This is a genomic window from Leptolyngbya sp. O-77 (assembly GCF_001548395.1).
In the GTDB taxonomy this organism is placed as follows: Bacteria; Cyanobacteriota; Cyanobacteriia; order Elainellales; family Elainellaceae; genus Thermoleptolyngbya.
The window spans coordinates 763,545-780,089 of sequence record NZ_AP017367.1; the positions used below are offsets into that span (position 1 = coordinate 763,545).

Below are 16,545 nucleotides of genomic sequence, written 5' to 3' on the forward strand. Positions count from 1 at the left end.
CCATTTAGAAGGAACACCGCTATGCTGTCGGAACAACAACAGCGCATCCTGGGCTACTTCATTGAAGAAGCAAAAGACCATTTGAACACCATCGAGCAGGGGTTGCTGAATCTGCAAGCCACTATCGAAGACTCGGAGATGGTCAGCGAAGTGTTTCGTGCGGCGCACTCGGTCAAGGGCGGCGCGGCAATGTTGGGGCTAGACAGCATTCAAAACACGTCCCACCGCCTGGAAGACTACTTCAAGGTGCTGAAAGAGTGCCCAGTGCAGGTTGATCAAACCCTGGAAACGCTTCTGCTGGGCGTGTTTGACGCGCTGCGAGAACTGTTGGATCACCTCCAGGGTCCCTTTGGGTTGACCGATGACAAATCTGCCGAGGTGATGGCTGGGGTGGAGCCAATCTTTGGGCAGATTAACGAGCATCTGTCCCGGTTGGTGGCCCAATCGGGTGGCACACCGCCGGAGGATGTGGAGCTAGCGGTTCCTGCTGCCAAGGCAACTCCTGCCCCTGCGCCACAGCCTGCGATCGCCGAGGAAAGTGCCCTCCTGCTGATGTTCCAGAGCGACGTGCCCGCTCGTCTGCGAGAAATGCTGCAACTCTTCAAGCAGGCAGACAGCGATGCTACTCGTCAACAACTTCAGTCCCTCTGTCGGACGCTGAGCGGCTACGGCGATCCGTTTGACTTGCCTGCCTGGGCAGAGCTGCTCTCTCTGGCAGAAAGGGCGATCGCCCACCCCGATAACGAGTTTCGCACCCTCGCGCCCGTCATCATCAAAGACATCAAGCAGGCGCAAGAGCGGGTGCTAGCGAGTCGCGCCGCCGACATCACGCCCAGCAAAGCCCTACTCCAACTTCAGCCCAGCGGCGATGACCTGCTGCTGGAACCTGTAGCCGACTGGCTATCCGTTCCGTCCACAACCGACGGCGGCGTAGACGATGCTGGGTTTGGTTTGCCCGATGCCGAAGTGCTGGATACACCCAATACACCCCTAGACTTCGATCCGCTAAACTTTGATGCGGCCTTTGGGGCAGCCGCAGATGAGCAGGCAGTATCGGGCGATCGCACTCACGATTTTGAACGGTCATTTGACACTGCCGATTTTGACTTACCGGATACATCCGCTTCGGATGCACCAGGCCCCTTTGCCTCAACAGATGACAGCGCCCTGGGCCTGGATGTGTTGGATGGGCCCAGCGGCTTAGAAGAACTAGATTTTGCCGCAGCCGATGATCCTACAGGAGACGATCAAAACGGGCCAGAAGTCGGCATTGCAGAACTCAACAGCCTGGCCGACCTGTTTGAAAACGAAGCGCCCGACCTGGGAATCGTTTGGCAAGAAGAAATTCTGTCCGAAATCGAAGTGGAGCTACCAGAACCACTGGAGCCTGACCCGACCAGCGACTTCTCAGACTTGCTATTTGGGCAAGACACCGCTGGCGAGCTGAGCGATTTAGAGCTAGAGCTAGAGGGAGGTCTGGAATCCTACGGCACTGGCGACGATTCCGGCAGTTTTGAAAGCGCAGCGGACGATTCAGACGACGACCTCTCTGCAATTCTGAATGCTGCGGCAAACAGCGCGGCTCAGTTGGATGACTCCTCAGAAGTTCTGTTTGGAGCGCAGCCAGAACCGCAGTTGCCTGCCCCCGATCTGTTCGCCATGCCCGATCCGTCTGCAATGGCTGAGGAGGCATCTCTGGATGACCTGCTGGATGGTGACCTATTTGCCGAAGAATCCTCGGCTTCAAGTTTTTCTGGATTCGACGACCTAGATACTGGGCTGCTGGATGGACTCAATGAGGGGCCAGACAATCGCTTTTTGGATTTGCCTGGAACCTCCGACCCTGACCAGCAGCTTGATGCATTAGACGACTTCTTTGCAGACTTGGGCAGTGATTTAGAGCCGGAAGCACTGACCAGCATGGGCGAGGAAGCTGTGGCTGAGGTGGATTCGTCAATCCTGTTTGAGCCGTCCGCAGCGGAGATGGGTGAGAATGCTCCTGAGGATGGCTCTCTTGACCAGCCCCCTGCTGCCGAAGATCTTTTGGCGATGGACGGTTCTGGAGCGAGCAACCTTGACATGGGCCTCGAACTAGAAGAAAACCCCCAAGAAGATGCGACTGCTCAGCCAACGTCCTGGCTAGATGCACTGGATTCTGAAGATGGGCTGGCAGCGCTGACTCCGGCTCCAGCGATGTGGGATGTGGAGGCCGATCAGGATGTTACGGCTGATTTGTGGGATTCTGAGCCGTCGGCCCAATCGATCTGGGACAGCCTGGATGATCTAGAAGAAGAAGCACCTGAAACCTCTCCAGCAATCAACCCAACTGCTGACCCAGACTTGCTGGGAGTCGAAGATTTGGGGGGCTTTGACCTGAGCGATGCGGACGTAGACCGCCTAGAAGAGCCTACTGCTAGCGCTGATCTCGATGCGACAGAAGACGTTGCTGGGCCAGAAGATGAGTTTGCCCTGCTCGATCTGGGGCTAGACGAAGCTCTGGGTACGGAGGCTTTGGATGGAGACGAATTGTTTTCGGGGGTAGATGCCGAAGCCGCTGGCAGTCTGGATGCCTTGCTGGAAGAGTCGCAACTAGAGAAGACGCAGTTAGAAGCTCTGCAAGAGCTACAGACAAGCGCAGAACTTGCAGCAGAACTTGCAATTGAAGAGTCGATCGACGACGCAGCCAGCGCTTCCGCTGAGGAGCCTCCAGTAGAGGAACTTTCAGTAGAGGAACCCCTGATCTCCAGCAAGCCCTTGGAGGCGATCGCCCCCAATCCCGAAGCTGCTGCGGCCGTAGCCGACTTTGGCGACCTGGATTTGCTGTTGGGCAATGCCGACGAAACCGTCCCGCCAGATTTTGGGCTTGACCTCAGCGAAGCCAGCCTGTTTGAAAACGCATCAGACCCCAACAGCGATTTTGCTGACTTGGAAGACCTGCTGGCAGATTCCAGTCCGGTCAATGGGGACGGCGTTGGGGATGAAGCAGATGCCTTTGCAGATTTGGATGCGCTGTTAGAAGAAGAAATGGCAACAACTGATTCTAAAACGCCTATTTCAGGGTTTGGCGTGGAAGAGGCGGACGACTTTGCGGATTTGGAAGCGCTACTCGACAGAGATGTAACTTCTGTTCCGCCTACTGCTCCTCCAATTCCCAGCGAGGCCGAAGCAGATGAGTTTGAGGACTTGGAACGGCTGCTAGAAAACGCCGACCAAACCCTGTCTGACATTCCCACCATGCGGGCGGCTCGAAATGCTGCTGCGGCCCGCCGCCCTGCAACCCGCCGTAGCGCCCCCACCCTGACCGACCAGACCATGCGGGTATCGGTCAAAAACCTGGACAACCTCAACAACTTGGTGGGCGAACTGGTCGTCAACCGCAACAGTCTGGAACAAGCTGAGGAACGGCTGCGGCAGTTCCTCGACAACCTGCTCTATCAAGTGCAGCAGTTGAGCGATGTGGGTCAGCGGATGCGCGACCTGTACGAGCGATCGCTCCTGGAAAGCTCTCTGCTCTCTGGACGCAAGACCTCTGCCTTTACGGCTCCTGGCAGCGCCCCCAGCAGCAGCCAGAGCAACCACGCAACGGGCGTGAGCTTCGACGCGCTGGAGATGGATCGGTTCACGGGCTTCCACACTCTCTCACAGGAGATGATCGAGCTAATCGTGCGGGTGCGAGAATCGGCCTCAGACATTGACTTTGTGGTGGACGAGACAGATCAGATCACCCGCAACTTCCGTCAGATCACTACACAGCTTCAGGAAGGGCTGACCCGCACCCGAATGGTGCCCTTTGCCCAAACCGCCGATCGCCTCCCCCGTGCGGTTCGCGACATCTCTCTGCGCTGTGGCAAGCAGGCAGAACTGGTGCTGGAGGGACGCGAAACCCTGATCGACAAGATGATCCTGGAGCAGCTTTATGACCCGATGACCCATCTGGTCAACAACGCCATTACCCACGGCATCGAGTCGCCCCAAGAACGGGCCGCGATGGGCAAAGCACCGACCGGGCGAATTACGGTTCGCACCTTCCACCAGGGCAACCAGACGGTGATTTCGGTCAGCGACGATGGAGCCGGAATTGACCCGGAACTGGTGAAACAGAAGGCGATCGCCCGTGGGCTGATTACCCCCGCCGAAGCCAAAAATATGTCTCGGTTGGATGTTTATGACCTGCTGTTCCACCACGGCTTCAGCACCCGCGACAAGGCCGACGACCTGGCAGGACGTGGTGTGGGCATGGACGTGGTTCGCACCAGCCTCAACGAAATTCGGGGCGTGATCAACATCGACTCCTCCGTCGGGCGCGGCACGACCTTCACCATCCGCCTGCCGTTGACGCTGAGTATCTCCAAAGCGCTGTGCTGCATCAGCAACCGCGCTCGCATCGCCTTCCCAATGGACGGGGTGCAAGATATGTTGGATGTCCCGCGCGATCGCATCCAGATCAATAGCGAAGGTCAATCCTGTATCCCGTGGCGTGAACAACTGCTACCCTTCCAGCCGCTGTCGAACCTGCTGAAATACAATCGCAGCCTGGGTCGCGGCAGCGTCTATGGCGGCAACCAGGAAGACGATATTGTGTCGGTGGTGGTGCTGCGGAGCAACGCGGGCAGCTATCTGGCACTGCAAGTCGATCAGGTTTTGGGCGAACAAGAAATTGTAATCAAACAACTCGAAGGACCTGTGCCCAAACCGTTGGGCATTGCTGGGGCGACGGTGCTGGGCGACGGACGCATCATGCCCATTGCCGACGTGCTGGAACTCATCGACCTGTCGATGGGTCGCATCCGTCGCGAGGCCGGTAGCTCCCTGTGGGAAGTCAGCGAAGAGCCACCCGCCGATGCAGCCGATGCAAAGCAGGAACCCACGGTGCTGATTGTGGACGACTCCATTACCGTCCGCGAACTGCTGTCGATGACCTTTGCCAAGATTGGCTATCGGGTGGAGCAGGCTCGCGACGGACAGGAAGCCTGGGAAAAACTCCGGTCTGGCTTGCCCTGCGATTTGGTGTTCTGCGACATTGAAATGCCCCGCATGGACGGGCTAGAACTGCTATCTCGAATGCAGAAAGACGTGCACCTGGCCCACATTCCTATTGCCATGCTGACCTCTCGCGGAGCCGACCGCCACCGCCAAATGGCTATCCAGCTTGGAGCCAAGGGTTACTTTACCAAGCCCTATTTGGAGGAAATGCTGCTCGATGCGGCGCAGCGGATGCTCAAGGGCGAGGTGCTGGTGGCAGCTAGCGGAGATAGTAACTAAAGACAGTAACTAAACAGTAACTAACTAAACAGTAGCTCAGTAGCCAAGCTAGGCACTTAAACGCTTAGTCAGTTTCTTGCAGAAGATTCAGACTTTGCTGATCTGACGTTGCATCGGGCGCTTCGGGGGTGGGGCGACTTTGCAACCAAGCAAATAGCGCTGACCCTATTACCAAGTTGAGGGTGATGATAGAAACCAGTTGCAGCATCAGGACGTAGCGCATAGGGAAATAAGTCGATTCTCGATTTTGGATTTGCGATTTCGGATTGCCTGCCAAGCCCCTGTAGGGCTTCCAGCCATGTTATGTGTTCAGGACTCTGTACATGATTCTGTGAAGCCATTTACACCAGGTTGAAGTGTTCCATGTGGATGTGCGTGGGCGGCACCTGGAGATGGTGGAGTCCGGCTTCGACGGCATCCATCATGCGGGGACTGGCGCAGATAAAGTATTGACGGCTGCCGCGATATTGGGGAATGTAGCGTTCTAGCAGCGCTTCATCAACATAGCCCGATTCCCCGGTCCAGCCCTCGTGGGGATGGCGGAGAACGAAGACGATTTGCAAATCCAGCTTGTCCCTCAGGGCTTCCAACTCCTCGCGGAAGGTGAGGTCGTCCCAGCGATCGCCCGCGTAGATCAGCAGATGGGGGCGATCGTCGCCGCGTTCGGCGTGGGTGGTCAAAATGCTCATAAACGGCGTGATGCCAATGCCCCCGGCGATGAAAACAAACCCGGCGGTGTCTGGATAGCGATCGCTCGTAAACACGCCATAAGGCCCGTCCAGATAAGCCCGCGTTCCCGGCGGTACTTGCTTAATCTCGCGGGTAAAGTCGCCCAGTGCCTTAATGGTGAACCCGATGCGGTCGGGCTGGTTGCTGTCAGAAGACATCGAGAAGGGGTGTTCGCGCATGTGGAAGGGCGACACATCCAGCGTGATCCAGGCGAACTGTCCCGGCTGGAAAGTGAAGCCGCTATGTCCGTGGGGCCGCAGCACCAGTGTCCAGCTATCGCCCCGCTGTGGCTCGACAGATTCCACCAGATACGGCTTTTTCAGCATCATCCACGGCTTGACCACGCGCACGTAGACCAGCAGCCAGAGGGCTGCCAGGGCGATCGCCCCCCACAACACCGTCTTCCAAAACAGCGACAGGTAATAGCCAACGCCAATCGCGTGAGCCAGCCCCAGCCCCAGCGCCAGCACTGCCAGCAGTCCGTGCAGCGTGCGCCACACTTCGTAGGGAAGTTTCAGCCGCTTGCGCCAGATCGACGTGACGACCAGCATTACCAGCGCCAGCGTGCCCATTACGGCAAACCGCGCCCGCCACGGCGCTTCGGGAAAATTCAGCAGCGCCAGGGTTTCGGGTTGGTTGATGAACAAAATCGCCGGATGCAGCAGGATAAACAGCACCGCCACAATCGAGATATAGCGATGAAACTGCAAAATAATGTCGATGCCGTAAGACGCTTCGACCCGGTTGATCCGCGCCGTCAGCGCAAATTGCAGCGCCATCATCGCCAGTCCTACGAATCCCAGCGCCACCGAAAATTCGACCCAAAAGCCCCGCGCCTCATCAGCCATCGGCGGATAGAGCAGCAGCACCAGCAGCGGAACGAGCGTCAGTCCCAGATAGATGGAGATCCAAAAAATGGCGATCGCAACTGGACTGCCCATCAATAGGGTTTTCATAGGTGCCAAAGTCAGGTTTGGGAGATAGAGATTCAGCGCGTATCTCTGCAATGGCACAATACAAGAATATAGCGGAAACCGCTTCTCTCTGAGGCAGCGATCGCCCCCACGACGCTCTACGTCTTCAGAGAGAAATTTGGCTTTCCTGTGCCAAACCAGTCAAAAACTGCATACCAAAAACTGCAAAAAGTGTAAAAATTGTATAGTTCTGAGTAATGCGACTCCCTATTTTCTCAATGCGGTTTTGGGGCGGGACATGCGATTGAGAAGCACTTAAAATCTCTCACTCTGAATAGGAGGATCAATCGCTGATTTTTGCTCCCGCCTAGCGCTGGAAGTCGGGAACCCATACTGCTCACGAACAAGGTAAAGCGGTCTACCCTTGACTTCTTCATAGACTCGACCCAGGTACTCTCCAAGCACGCCCAAGGTAAGCAGTTGGATACCCCCCAAAAATAGAATCACGACCATTAAAGACGCATAGCCAGCAATATCAATTCCAAAGATGAGCGTTCTTAAAATCAAAAATGTGGCGTATAGAAATGCCAGGGCTGCAATTACCGATCCGACATAGATCCAAATTTTAAGAGGGGCAGTGCTGAAAGAGGCAATGCCTTCTATTGCCAGGTTCCAGAGATGCCAATAATTCCAGCTTGTCTGCCCTCCATAGCGTTCAGGGCGATCGAAGTAAATATGAGTCTGCCGATAGCCAACCCAGGCAAATAGTCCTTTCATAAACCTGGTTCGCTCTGGAAGTTGTTTTAACGCTTCAACAACGCAGCGATCTAATAATCGAAAGTCTCCTGTATCTGCTGGAATGGAAGTAGAGCTGACCTGCCTAATACACTTATAAAATACTTTTGAGGTGAACCGTTTTAACCAGCTTTCCCCCTGCCGCGATCGCCGGACTGCATAGACTACATCGTAACCTTCTTGCCACCTGGAAATAAGTTCGGCAATGAGTTCTGGCGGATCTTGTAAATCAGCATCTAGTGGAATGACTGCCTGACCAACTGCATAATCAATTCCCGCAGTCAGGGCAATTTCCTTGCCAAAGTTGCGAGATAGATCAACAACTTTAATTTCTGGATGTAAATTATGGTACTTAAGCAAAAGAGCCAAAGTGCGATCGCTCGATCCATCATTGACACAGATGATCTCAAAATCGGCTTTGATATTAGACATGACGGCAAAAAGCCGTTCAAATAAATGATCAATATTCGGCTCTTCATCATACATTGGGATGACAATAGAAATTTGGGGGAGTGCCTCAAATTCGTTCAATTTCTGAACCATAGCCAATTAAAATTTCCTCGATGCATCTATTCCGACTGTCTTTAAAAATACTTTTAGATAAGGGATGTTTAAGATAAGGAGTTTTTCGGAAGAATCATGGCTTAATAGGTATTTCCCCGAGACAATCTGCGCTTAACCACCTCTATGGCGATCTTTGCAGCAATCTATTTGTGTACATTCATCGATGAAGTAAGTCTTGATTCCGATTGATTGATTTCTGGAGAATTTCTAAAGCGTCTTCGTATTCTATAGATAAGATGTCCATCAATTTCTTCTACTTTTCTATATCGAGTTTTAAGCGTTTTTCTTAAAAGCAGCCTTGCTTTTTCATGCTTATTTAAATATTCAACCTCATGCTGAGTAACGATAAACTCTGGATTTTGTGCCAACACTTTGGATAATTCCTGCTCTACAGTCGTTCCAGTTCCAGCAAGTACCTCTAGTAAATACTCTTTTCCGAGATTAGATGGATGAGTCGTTGCTCTAGTGATTGGTTTTTCGCCTATCAACCAGTAGATAATATGATTTGTCATTATATATACGGGTCTTTTATCAGCATTAGACTGCATGAGATAATCTGCAATCTGATAAGAAGCACCACTTTCAAAAGAATTATTACTACGCTGCTGAATCCAAAGTGAACGATAGTTTTCTAATGCAGGATAGATTGTTAAACCCGAGAGTAATAGCAGAGGAAGCGTGAGTTGTGGACGACTCAGGTATTTGGCAAGCTGATTTATTCCAAAAGCAGAAACCAATGCAGCGATTGGTATGAGTTGAATCAGATAATGCTTGTAGGCAGCACCACCTCTGACAATTGAGAAGATCGTGCTGGCTAAAATAATTCCCAGTAGAATAATTTTTTCTTGTTTCTTATAGGACAGGGTTGTCCATTTTTTAGCAATAAATAGGGTTCCCAAGATACATCCGCCCCACATCAACAGGCTGATGGGAAGTCGAGTAATGGGCTGGGGCAAGCCGTACGGAGCTTCGCCGTCATAAATCATAAACCATAAATTCGCAAGCTGTTTCTCAAAAGCATCGATCCAAGAATATTGAGAATTAGCATAGGTCAATGGAACCACAATGGCAGATTCCCATAAACTTGAAAAATGATCTGTGATCAAATATGGCAATGTCACCACAAAGAGAACAAGAGCAGAGCCGATGAAATAGGCGAATCCGCCTGATAAAGCCAGGCGAACATCTAAATATTTTCGATGTTCTCTAATACCTATTGCGAAAACAACGAAAATGCCTGCTGCTGCTGAAACATAGGCTAAGTTAAGGCGAATTAAGACCGCCAGCATCATTAATATGCTGACTCCAAAGATATTTCCTGCCTTGAGTTTTGGCTGACTGAGTATGGCGATCGCCCCCATCATTGGAATGAGCGCCAGATGCTCTGTCATCACTGCCTGTCCGGATGGAAAAATGGAGACTGAGATAATCCATAAAATGCCCGCTATGACGCCTACCTTTGTCTCCCAAATCGACTTGCCAGCAAGGTAGGTAAACCATGCAACCAAGGCAACACAAATGGCACCTAGTAACCGGATTAAGGCAATTGATTTTCCAGCAATAGCGATGAAGCCAGCAAATAAAATGGCAACCAGAGGTGGCTTGAAGTCCCATACATCTGTATAGGGCAAATGTCCATCTAATACAGATTGACCAATAAGGATAAAAGTACTTTCGTCCCAGTCGATAACATCCTTAAAGAAAAACGGAATTCGTAAAAACAGGCTTAAGAGAATGAAGCATAGGAGGATCTTCAACTCCCTGAATATCCATGATTTTTTAGAGGCAGATAAGGTCAAGTTTTTCACTACTAATACTCTCTAAGCGCGACTTGAAAACAGACTTAAGAGCAGACATCAAAACTTGTCTTTATGTTTCTTAAGAGATGCTAAACCTGTTTGTATCAATTTATCTAACTATGCGGAGCTTGCACGTAAGCACTTTAGACAGTATAAACCTCAGCCCTGCCGAGGGCAGAGACAGAAAAATGCCTGCTTGACGGATGACGCCAAACAGGCATACAAAGCTCTAAAAAGTATCCCTTGATCAGACTAGAGGCTCATAAAGAGCAATCTGATTCTGTCTATCTTTTCAGGTTTGAGCAAAATCCCTGGCTAAACCTTCCTCAGCCAGCTAAACATGGCTCGCAAATCCTTGCCAACTTCCTCAATGGGATGCTCTGCCTCGCGACGACGCATGGCAGTAAAGCCAGGCTTGCCTGCCTGATTTTCCAGCACAAACTCACGGGCAAACTGTCCCGTTTGAATTTCGGTCAGGATCTTCTTCATTTCGGCGCGGGTTTCGTCGGTGACGATGCGCGGGCCGCGAGTCAGGTCGCCATACTCTGCCGTGTTGGAGATACTGTCGCGCATCTTTGCCAGACCGCCTTCCACGATCAGATCCACAATCAGCTTGACTTCGTGCAAACACTCGAAATACGCCAGTTCTGGCTGATAGCCCGCCTCCACCAGCGTTTCAAAACCCGCCTTAATCAACGCACTGAGGCCGCCGCACAGCACCACCTGTTCCCCAAACAGGTCGGTTTCGGTTTCTTCGCGGAAGGTGGTTTCTAAGATGCCTGCGCGGGTGCCGCCGATGCCTTTTGCATAAGCCATCGCGCGATCGCGTGCCCGTCCCGTCGCGTCCTGATACACCGCGAACAGCGCCGGAACGCCCTCACCCTGCTCATAGGTGCGCCGCACCAAGTGTCCCGGCCCCTTAGGAGCCACCATCACCACATCCACATCCGCAGGGGGCACAATTTGGGCAAAGTGAATATTGAAGCCGTGGGCAAAGGCCAGCACCTTGCCTGCCGTCAGTTGCGCTTCGATCTCATTTTTGTAGACCGTTTTCATCACCTCATCCGGCAGCAGGATCATGATGAAATCCGCTGCCGCAGCAGCATCGCTCACCGTCTTCACGGTCAGCCCTTCCGCCTCAGCTTTGGCAGCCGACTTGCTACCCGGATACAGGCCAACCACCACATTCAGCCCGCTGTCGCGCAGATTCAGGGCATGGGCATGACCCTGCGAGCCGTAGCCAATAATGGCAATCGTTTTGCCAGCCAAAACGTCCAAATTCGCGTCTGCATCATAATACATCCGAGCCATAGGGAAGGAATCTCCGTGAAGCGAGGGTTATCTGTCTTGCAAATTGGTCTTTGCAAATCGGTAAATCTTGCAAATGTCAAGCATTTGATTCTACCAAACGGAGGGGAGTGGGTGAAAGGCATAGCCCAGATCAGCGCAAAAAGAAACTGGATCACCCATTAGGCAACCCAGCCCTCAACACAAGACAGTGCTTGCAAACAGCAGTTACTAACAGCTACAGCTATTGGCCGCCACAGCGGTCAACTGCTACTCCGCAGACTGAGGCAGCAACTCCCGCTTTTCACCCGGAAGCACCTTCACCTGTCCGTCTTCGCCGACATCCACAACGGCCACATCGCCATCCTTGACTCGCCCTGAGAGGATTTCCTCTGCCAGGGAGTCTTCTAGCAGGCGCATAATAGCACGACGCAAGGGACGAGCGCCATAGCTGGGGTTGTAGCCTTCTTCCACCAAGCGGTCTTTGAACTTCTCGGTGACTTCGAGGGTGATGCCCTGCTCCAGCAGGCGACCCGACACTTCCCGCAGGAGAATGTCGCCAATCCGCTTCACTTCGTCCTTCGTCAACTGGCGGAAGACGATGATTTCGTCCAAACGGTTGAGGAACTCAGGACGGAAGTACTGCTTCAGCTCCTCGTTCACCAGGGAACGAATGCGGTTGTACTGTGACTCAGCCATATCTTCCGAAGACAGGTCGAAGCCCAGACCGCCGCCACCCTTCTCGATCACCTTGGAACCGATGTTGGAGGTCATGATCAGCAGAGTGTTCTTGAAATCTACCGTGCGACCCTTGGCATCGGTCAGGCGACCGTCTTCCAGGATTTGCAGCAGCATATTGAACACGTCGGGGTGGGCTTTTTCGATTTCGTCGAATAGCACCACGGTGTATGGACGGCGACGGACGGCTTCGGTGAGCTGACCGCCCTCGTTGTAGCCGACGTAGCCTGGAGGCGACCCGATTAGCTTGGAAACGGTGTGCCGCTCCATGTATTCCGACATGTCGAGGCGAATCATCGCATCTTCGGAGCCGAAGAAGTAAGCCGCCAGAGCCTTCGTCAGTTCCGTCTTACCGACCCCGGTGGGGCCAGAGAAGATAAAGCTGGCGATCGGACGATTGGGATTCTTGAGACCGACGCGGGCACGACGGATAGCGCGAGACACGGCTTTCACGGCTTCGTCCTGACCAATCAGGCGATTATGCAGGGTGTCTTCCATGTGCAGCAACTTCTCGGACTCGGTTTCCGTCAGCTTGTTGACCGGAACGCCTGTCCACGCTGCGACAATCTGGGCAATGTCTTCTTCCGTCACGACGGGAGAATCTTCGCCACCTGTCGTCTCGCTTTGCTTGGATTGAACGATCGCCCGGATTTCTGCCCGTAGCTCCATCTCGCGATCGCGCAATTCGCCCGCCCGCTCAAAGTCCTGATTGCGAACGGCATCGTCCTTCTCTTTCTGTACCTGGCGCAGTTCCTTATCCAGCTCTTTTGCTGCCGGGGGCATTTGCGAGTGGAACAAGCGGACGCGGGAACCTGCCTCGTCGATTAGGTCGATGGCCTTGTCGGGCAGGAAGCGGTCTGAGATATAGCGGTCAGAGAGCTTGGCAGCGGCTTCCAGGGCTGCATCCGAGATTTTTAGCTTGTGGTGTTGCTCATAGCGATCGCGCAGACCCCGCAGGATCTCGATCGTGTCCTGCACCGACGGCTCACCCACCATCACAGGCTGGAAGCGGCGCTCCAGAGCCGCATCGCGCTCGATGTGCTTGCGGTATTCATCCAGCGTCGTTGCGCCGATGCACTGGAGTTCACCCCGTGCCAGAGCGGGCTTCAGGATATTAGCCGCATCGATCGCCCCTTCTGCTGCGCCTGCGCCGATCAGCGTGTGAACTTCGTCGATTACCAGAATGACGTTCCCCGCCTGGCGGATCTCGTCCATGATCTTCTTGAGGCGTTCCTCAAACTCACCGCGATATTTGGTGCCCGCCACCAGCAAGCCGATGTCAAGAGTCACCACGCGCTTCTCTTCGAGAATGTCGGGCACGTCGCCGCTGGAGATGCGCTGGGCAAGACCTTCGGCGATCGCCGTTTTGCCCACACCCGGCTCACCGATCAACACGGGATTATTCTTCGTGCGGCGACCCAGAATCTGGATCACCCGCTCGATTTCTTTCTGGCGACCGACCACTGGGTCAAGCTTGCCTTCGCCTGCCATCTGGGTCAGATTCGAGCCAAACTCGTCCAGCGTGGGGGTCTTGGTGCGTCCCTGGCTGCCACCCGGCGTGACCTCGGCAGTTTCACCCAGCATCCGAATCACCTGGGTGCGAACCTTAGAGAGATCAACGCCCAGGTTTTCGAGAACCCGGGCGGCCACACCTTCACCTTCGCGAATCAGCCCCAAAAGGAGGTGTTCTGTACCGATGTAATTGTGTCCAAGCTGGCGAGCCTCTTCGAGCGACAGTTCTAGAACTCGCTTGGCCCGTGGGGTAAAGGGAATCTCGACCGCCACAAAGCCCGACCCGCGACCGATGATCTTTTCAACTTCAATCCGAGCGTCTTTCAGGTTGACGCCCATCGACTTCAACACTTTGGCGGCGACGCCGGTCCCTTCTCCAATCAGACCCAGGAGGATCTGTTCCGTTCCTACAAAGTTATGACCCAGGCGACGAGCTTCTTCCTGGGCAAGCATGATCACCTTAATGGCTTTCTCTGTGAAGCGTTCAAACATGGCAGTCTCTATCACCTGCTGCGTGCCGGTACTGCTGATTCTAGCATAGGGTAAGTGAATCCACCCGGCTGCTCAACGGAGACAACCGACCCCAACCAAGACCCTGATCCCGAAACAAGCGCATCAAAGAATGCAAGCGAAGAATGCGATCGCACGCTTGTCGCTCCGAAGGGGATCTTGCTAGGAAAAGATACCTATGTCAAGAGGGATGGCAGAAAATCCCAGATCGCCTGCTTCTTTTGGGGTAGGGGATTGGGCGGGGATCAGGTGCCACCCATGTTGACGATGGCGATCGCCCACCCAGCCCCACCACTGCCGCAGCGTGTCTGAGAAGTCTGGCTCTTGCAGCCCCCTGCGCCAGAGAATCAGCGCGTCCTCTTCGGGGTTTTGGTAGTAGCGGGGCCGCAGACCGACATCCGTGAAGCCAAATTTTTGATAGAGGGCGATCGCCCCTATATTTGACGCTCGCACCTCTAGTGTGGCCCAATGCATCTGGCGCTGCCAGGCCACCTGCATCAGCGCCGTCAACAACAGTTGCCCCAGCCCTCGCCCCCGCTGCGCCGGATGCACCGCCAGCGTGGTGATATGCGCCTCATCCAGAATCATCCACACACAGCCCAGCCCAACGAGCGAGGTTTCCCCATCTCCTGCCACAGTGGTCAGTGCCAGCAGCGTGCTATTCGGGCTGTCAATTTCTCTCAAATAACCGTCTTCCGTCCACAGGCCACCCAAACACTGCCGATCTAGCGCCACGGCGGCATCAACTTGATCTCGTGTCAACAGCGACAGATATAGCGTGTCCATGCCTATCTGTGATCCAGAAAATCCATCTTCAATCCCTCCAAGAAGGGTAGGTGCCAATTGTAAACTAGAAAAATTGGCATTCCTTCTAGCATTCCTTTGCAAACCCTCCTGTAAAGACAAGGACAGTTCCGCCCGATGGTTTCGACTCCTGCACCTGCTCTAGACAACTCTGGTCATCAATACTTGCCTACGTTAGACCCTGCGACTGCTTCACCGAATCAAGTTCTAATGCCACTGACTGCCCGCGCCAACGCGCAAGATCATCTGGAAATCGGCGGCTGCGACGTGACAACGCTGGTGGAGAGATTTGGTTCGCCGCTGTACATATTAGATGAAGAAACGCTGCGAACAGCCTGTCGTCAATATCGAGAAGCCTTTCGTCAATACTATCCGGGCGAGTCGCTGGTGATCTACGCCTCCAAAGCCTGGAACTGTCTGGCTGTATGTGCAGTGGTAGATAGCGAAGGGTTGGGGCTGGATGTCGTCTCTGGCGGGGAACTCTACACCGCGCTGCAAGCAGGCGTGTCGCCCGACAAGATTTACCTGCATGGCAATAATAAATCTGTCGAGGAACTGTCGCTGGCCGTCAGCGCAGGCTGCACGATTGTCGTGGACAATTGGCAAGAGTTGAAAACCCTGGTGTCTCTGGCGGCCGATTCGGAAACTTCGGAAACCGCCAGCAGCCAGCCGATTCGCATTCTGCTGCGCCTGACCCCCGGCATCGAGTGCCACACCCACGAATATATTCGTACCGGACATTTGGACAGCAAGTTTGGCTTCGATCCTGAGCAGTTGGACGAAGTGTTTGCCTACGTTAGCCAGCAGCCTGCGCTGCTGTGTGTGGGGCTACACGCGCACATTGGGTCGCAAATTTTTGAGCTACAGGCCCATCAGGATTTGACCAGCGTTATGGTGCAATGGCTAAGCAAAGCGGCGCAGTATGGGCTGCCGATTAGTGAACTGGATATTGGTGGTGGACTGGGCATCCGCTATACTGAGTCGGACGATCCGCCCAGCATTGAGGAGTGGGTGAAGGTGATTTGCGAGGGCATTATTCGCGCCTGCCAGCAGCAGGGCGTGGCGTTGCCCCGGCTGATTGCGGAACCCGGGCGATCGCTCATTGGGTCAGCCTGCGTTACGGCCTATCGCGTGGGTGGACAAAAGACGGTTCCCGGCATCCGCACCTACGTTACGGTCGATGGCGGCATGTCCGATAATCCCCGCCCGATTACCTATCAGTCGGTCTATCGCGCGGTGGTGGCTAACAAACTGTCGGCTCCGATGACAGAATCAGTGGCGATCGCCGGAAAGCACTGCGAATCGGGCGATATCCTGATTAAAGACGCAAAACTGCCGCCCACTGAGCCTGGGGACGTGCTAGTGGTGATGGGCACGGGCGCATATAACTACAGCATGGCCTCCAACTACAACCGATTGCCCCGTCCGGCGGCGGTGCTAGTCAACCAGGGCGATGCTAGCCTGATCTTGCAGCGCGAAACGGTAGAAGATTTGATCCGCCAGGATCGGCTGCCAGAGCGTCTGGTGCGGCGCGAGGGCTGAGGGCTATTGGGGAAGAGAAGTTAAGTTGTGCAATGGCAACTTTAGGACTGATGCAGTTGGACGATTTTTCGTGGGCTGTGCCCGCGAAG

General features: G+C 54.0%; 8 protein-coding genes. 2 read left to right on the forward strand and 6 right to left on the reverse strand.

The genetic code is table 11. The features are described 5' to 3' along the window. Positions 1 to 21 precede the first annotated feature (21 nt). Positions 22 to 5,262: a response regulator gene (locus O77CONTIG1_RS03285; RefSeq protein ID WP_068508034.1), complete on the forward strand. Its 5,241-nt coding sequence runs from the start codon at positions 22 to 24 to the stop codon at positions 5,260 to 5,262. 341 nt (positions 5,263 to 5,603) lie between these two features. On the opposite strand, the gene O77CONTIG1_RS03295 is transcribed toward O77CONTIG1_RS03285, so the two are convergent. The 6 genes from O77CONTIG1_RS03295 to rimI form a co-directional block, all read right to left on the reverse strand. Continuing rightward, positions 5,604 to 6,947 carry a ferric reductase-like transmembrane domain-containing protein gene (locus O77CONTIG1_RS03295; RefSeq protein WP_172799633.1) on the reverse strand — a complete coding sequence of 448 codons (1,344 nt, stop codon included), beginning with the start codon at positions 6,945 to 6,947 and terminating at the stop codon, positions 5,604 to 5,606. 273 nt (positions 6,948 to 7,220) lie between these two features. Further along, entirely contained in the window at positions 7,221 to 8,243 is a 1,023-nt protein-coding gene (locus O77CONTIG1_RS03300) for a glycosyltransferase family 2 protein (protein ID WP_068508038.1), read from the reverse strand. Between the two features lie 164 nt (positions 8,244 to 8,407). Then, complete coding sequence (locus O77CONTIG1_RS03305) at positions 8,408 to 10,072, reverse strand: ArnT family glycosyltransferase (RefSeq protein WP_068508040.1); 1,665 nt, start codon at positions 10,070 to 10,072, stop codon at positions 8,408 to 8,410. Positions 10,073 to 10,378: 306 nt separating this feature from the next. Next, positions 10,379 to 11,374 carry a ketol-acid reductoisomerase gene (gene ilvC / locus O77CONTIG1_RS03310; RefSeq protein ID WP_068508042.1) on the reverse strand — a complete coding sequence of 332 codons (996 nt, stop codon included), beginning with the start codon at positions 11,372 to 11,374 and terminating at the stop codon, positions 10,379 to 10,381. Between the two features lie 246 nt (positions 11,375 to 11,620). Further along, positions 11,621 to 14,092 (reverse strand): ATP-dependent Clp protease ATP-binding subunit, encoded by a 2,472-nt coding sequence (locus O77CONTIG1_RS03315; protein ID WP_068508044.1) that lies wholly within the window; start codon positions 14,090 to 14,092, stop codon positions 11,621 to 11,623. 180 nt (positions 14,093 to 14,272) lie between these two features. After that, positions 14,273 to 14,896 carry a ribosomal protein S18-alanine N-acetyltransferase gene (rimI, locus tag O77CONTIG1_RS03320; protein ID WP_068508046.1) on the reverse strand — a complete coding sequence of 208 codons (624 nt, stop codon included), beginning with the start codon at positions 14,894 to 14,896 and terminating at the stop codon, positions 14,273 to 14,275. 228 nt (positions 14,897 to 15,124) lie between these two features. Between rimI and lysA the strand changes: the two genes are divergently transcribed. After that, the gene (lysA, locus tag O77CONTIG1_RS03325) at positions 15,125 to 16,456 is read left to right on the forward strand and encodes a diaminopimelate decarboxylase (protein ID WP_317134202.1); all 1,332 of its coding nucleotides are present in this window, start codon (positions 15,125 to 15,127) and stop codon (positions 16,454 to 16,456) included. Positions 16,457 to 16,545 lie beyond the last annotated feature (89 nt).

Coding starts and splice junctions, on each gene's coding strand:
- O77CONTIG1_RS03285 (WP_068508034.1), top strand. CDS start 22: ATGCTGTCGGAACAACAACAGCGCATCCTGGGCTACTTCATTGAAGAA.
- O77CONTIG1_RS03295 (WP_172799633.1), bottom strand. CDS start 6,947: ATGAAAACCCTATTGATGGGCAGTCCAGTTGCGATCGCCATTTTTTGG.
- O77CONTIG1_RS03300 (WP_068508038.1), bottom strand. CDS start 8,243: ATGGTTCAGAAATTGAACGAATTTGAGGCACTCCCCCAAATTTCTATT.
- ilvC (WP_068508042.1), bottom strand. CDS start 11,374: ATGGCTCGGATGTATTATGATGCAGACGCGAATTTGGACGTTTTGGCT.
- O77CONTIG1_RS03315 (WP_068508044.1), bottom strand. CDS start 14,092: ATGTTTGAACGCTTCACAGAGAAAGCCATTAAGGTGATCATGCTTGCC.
- rimI (WP_068508046.1), bottom strand. CDS start 14,896: ATGGACACGCTATATCTGTCGCTGTTGACACGAGATCAAGTTGATGCC.
- lysA (WP_317134202.1), top strand. CDS start 15,125: ATGCCACTGACTGCCCGCGCCAACGCGCAAGATCATCTGGAAATCGGC.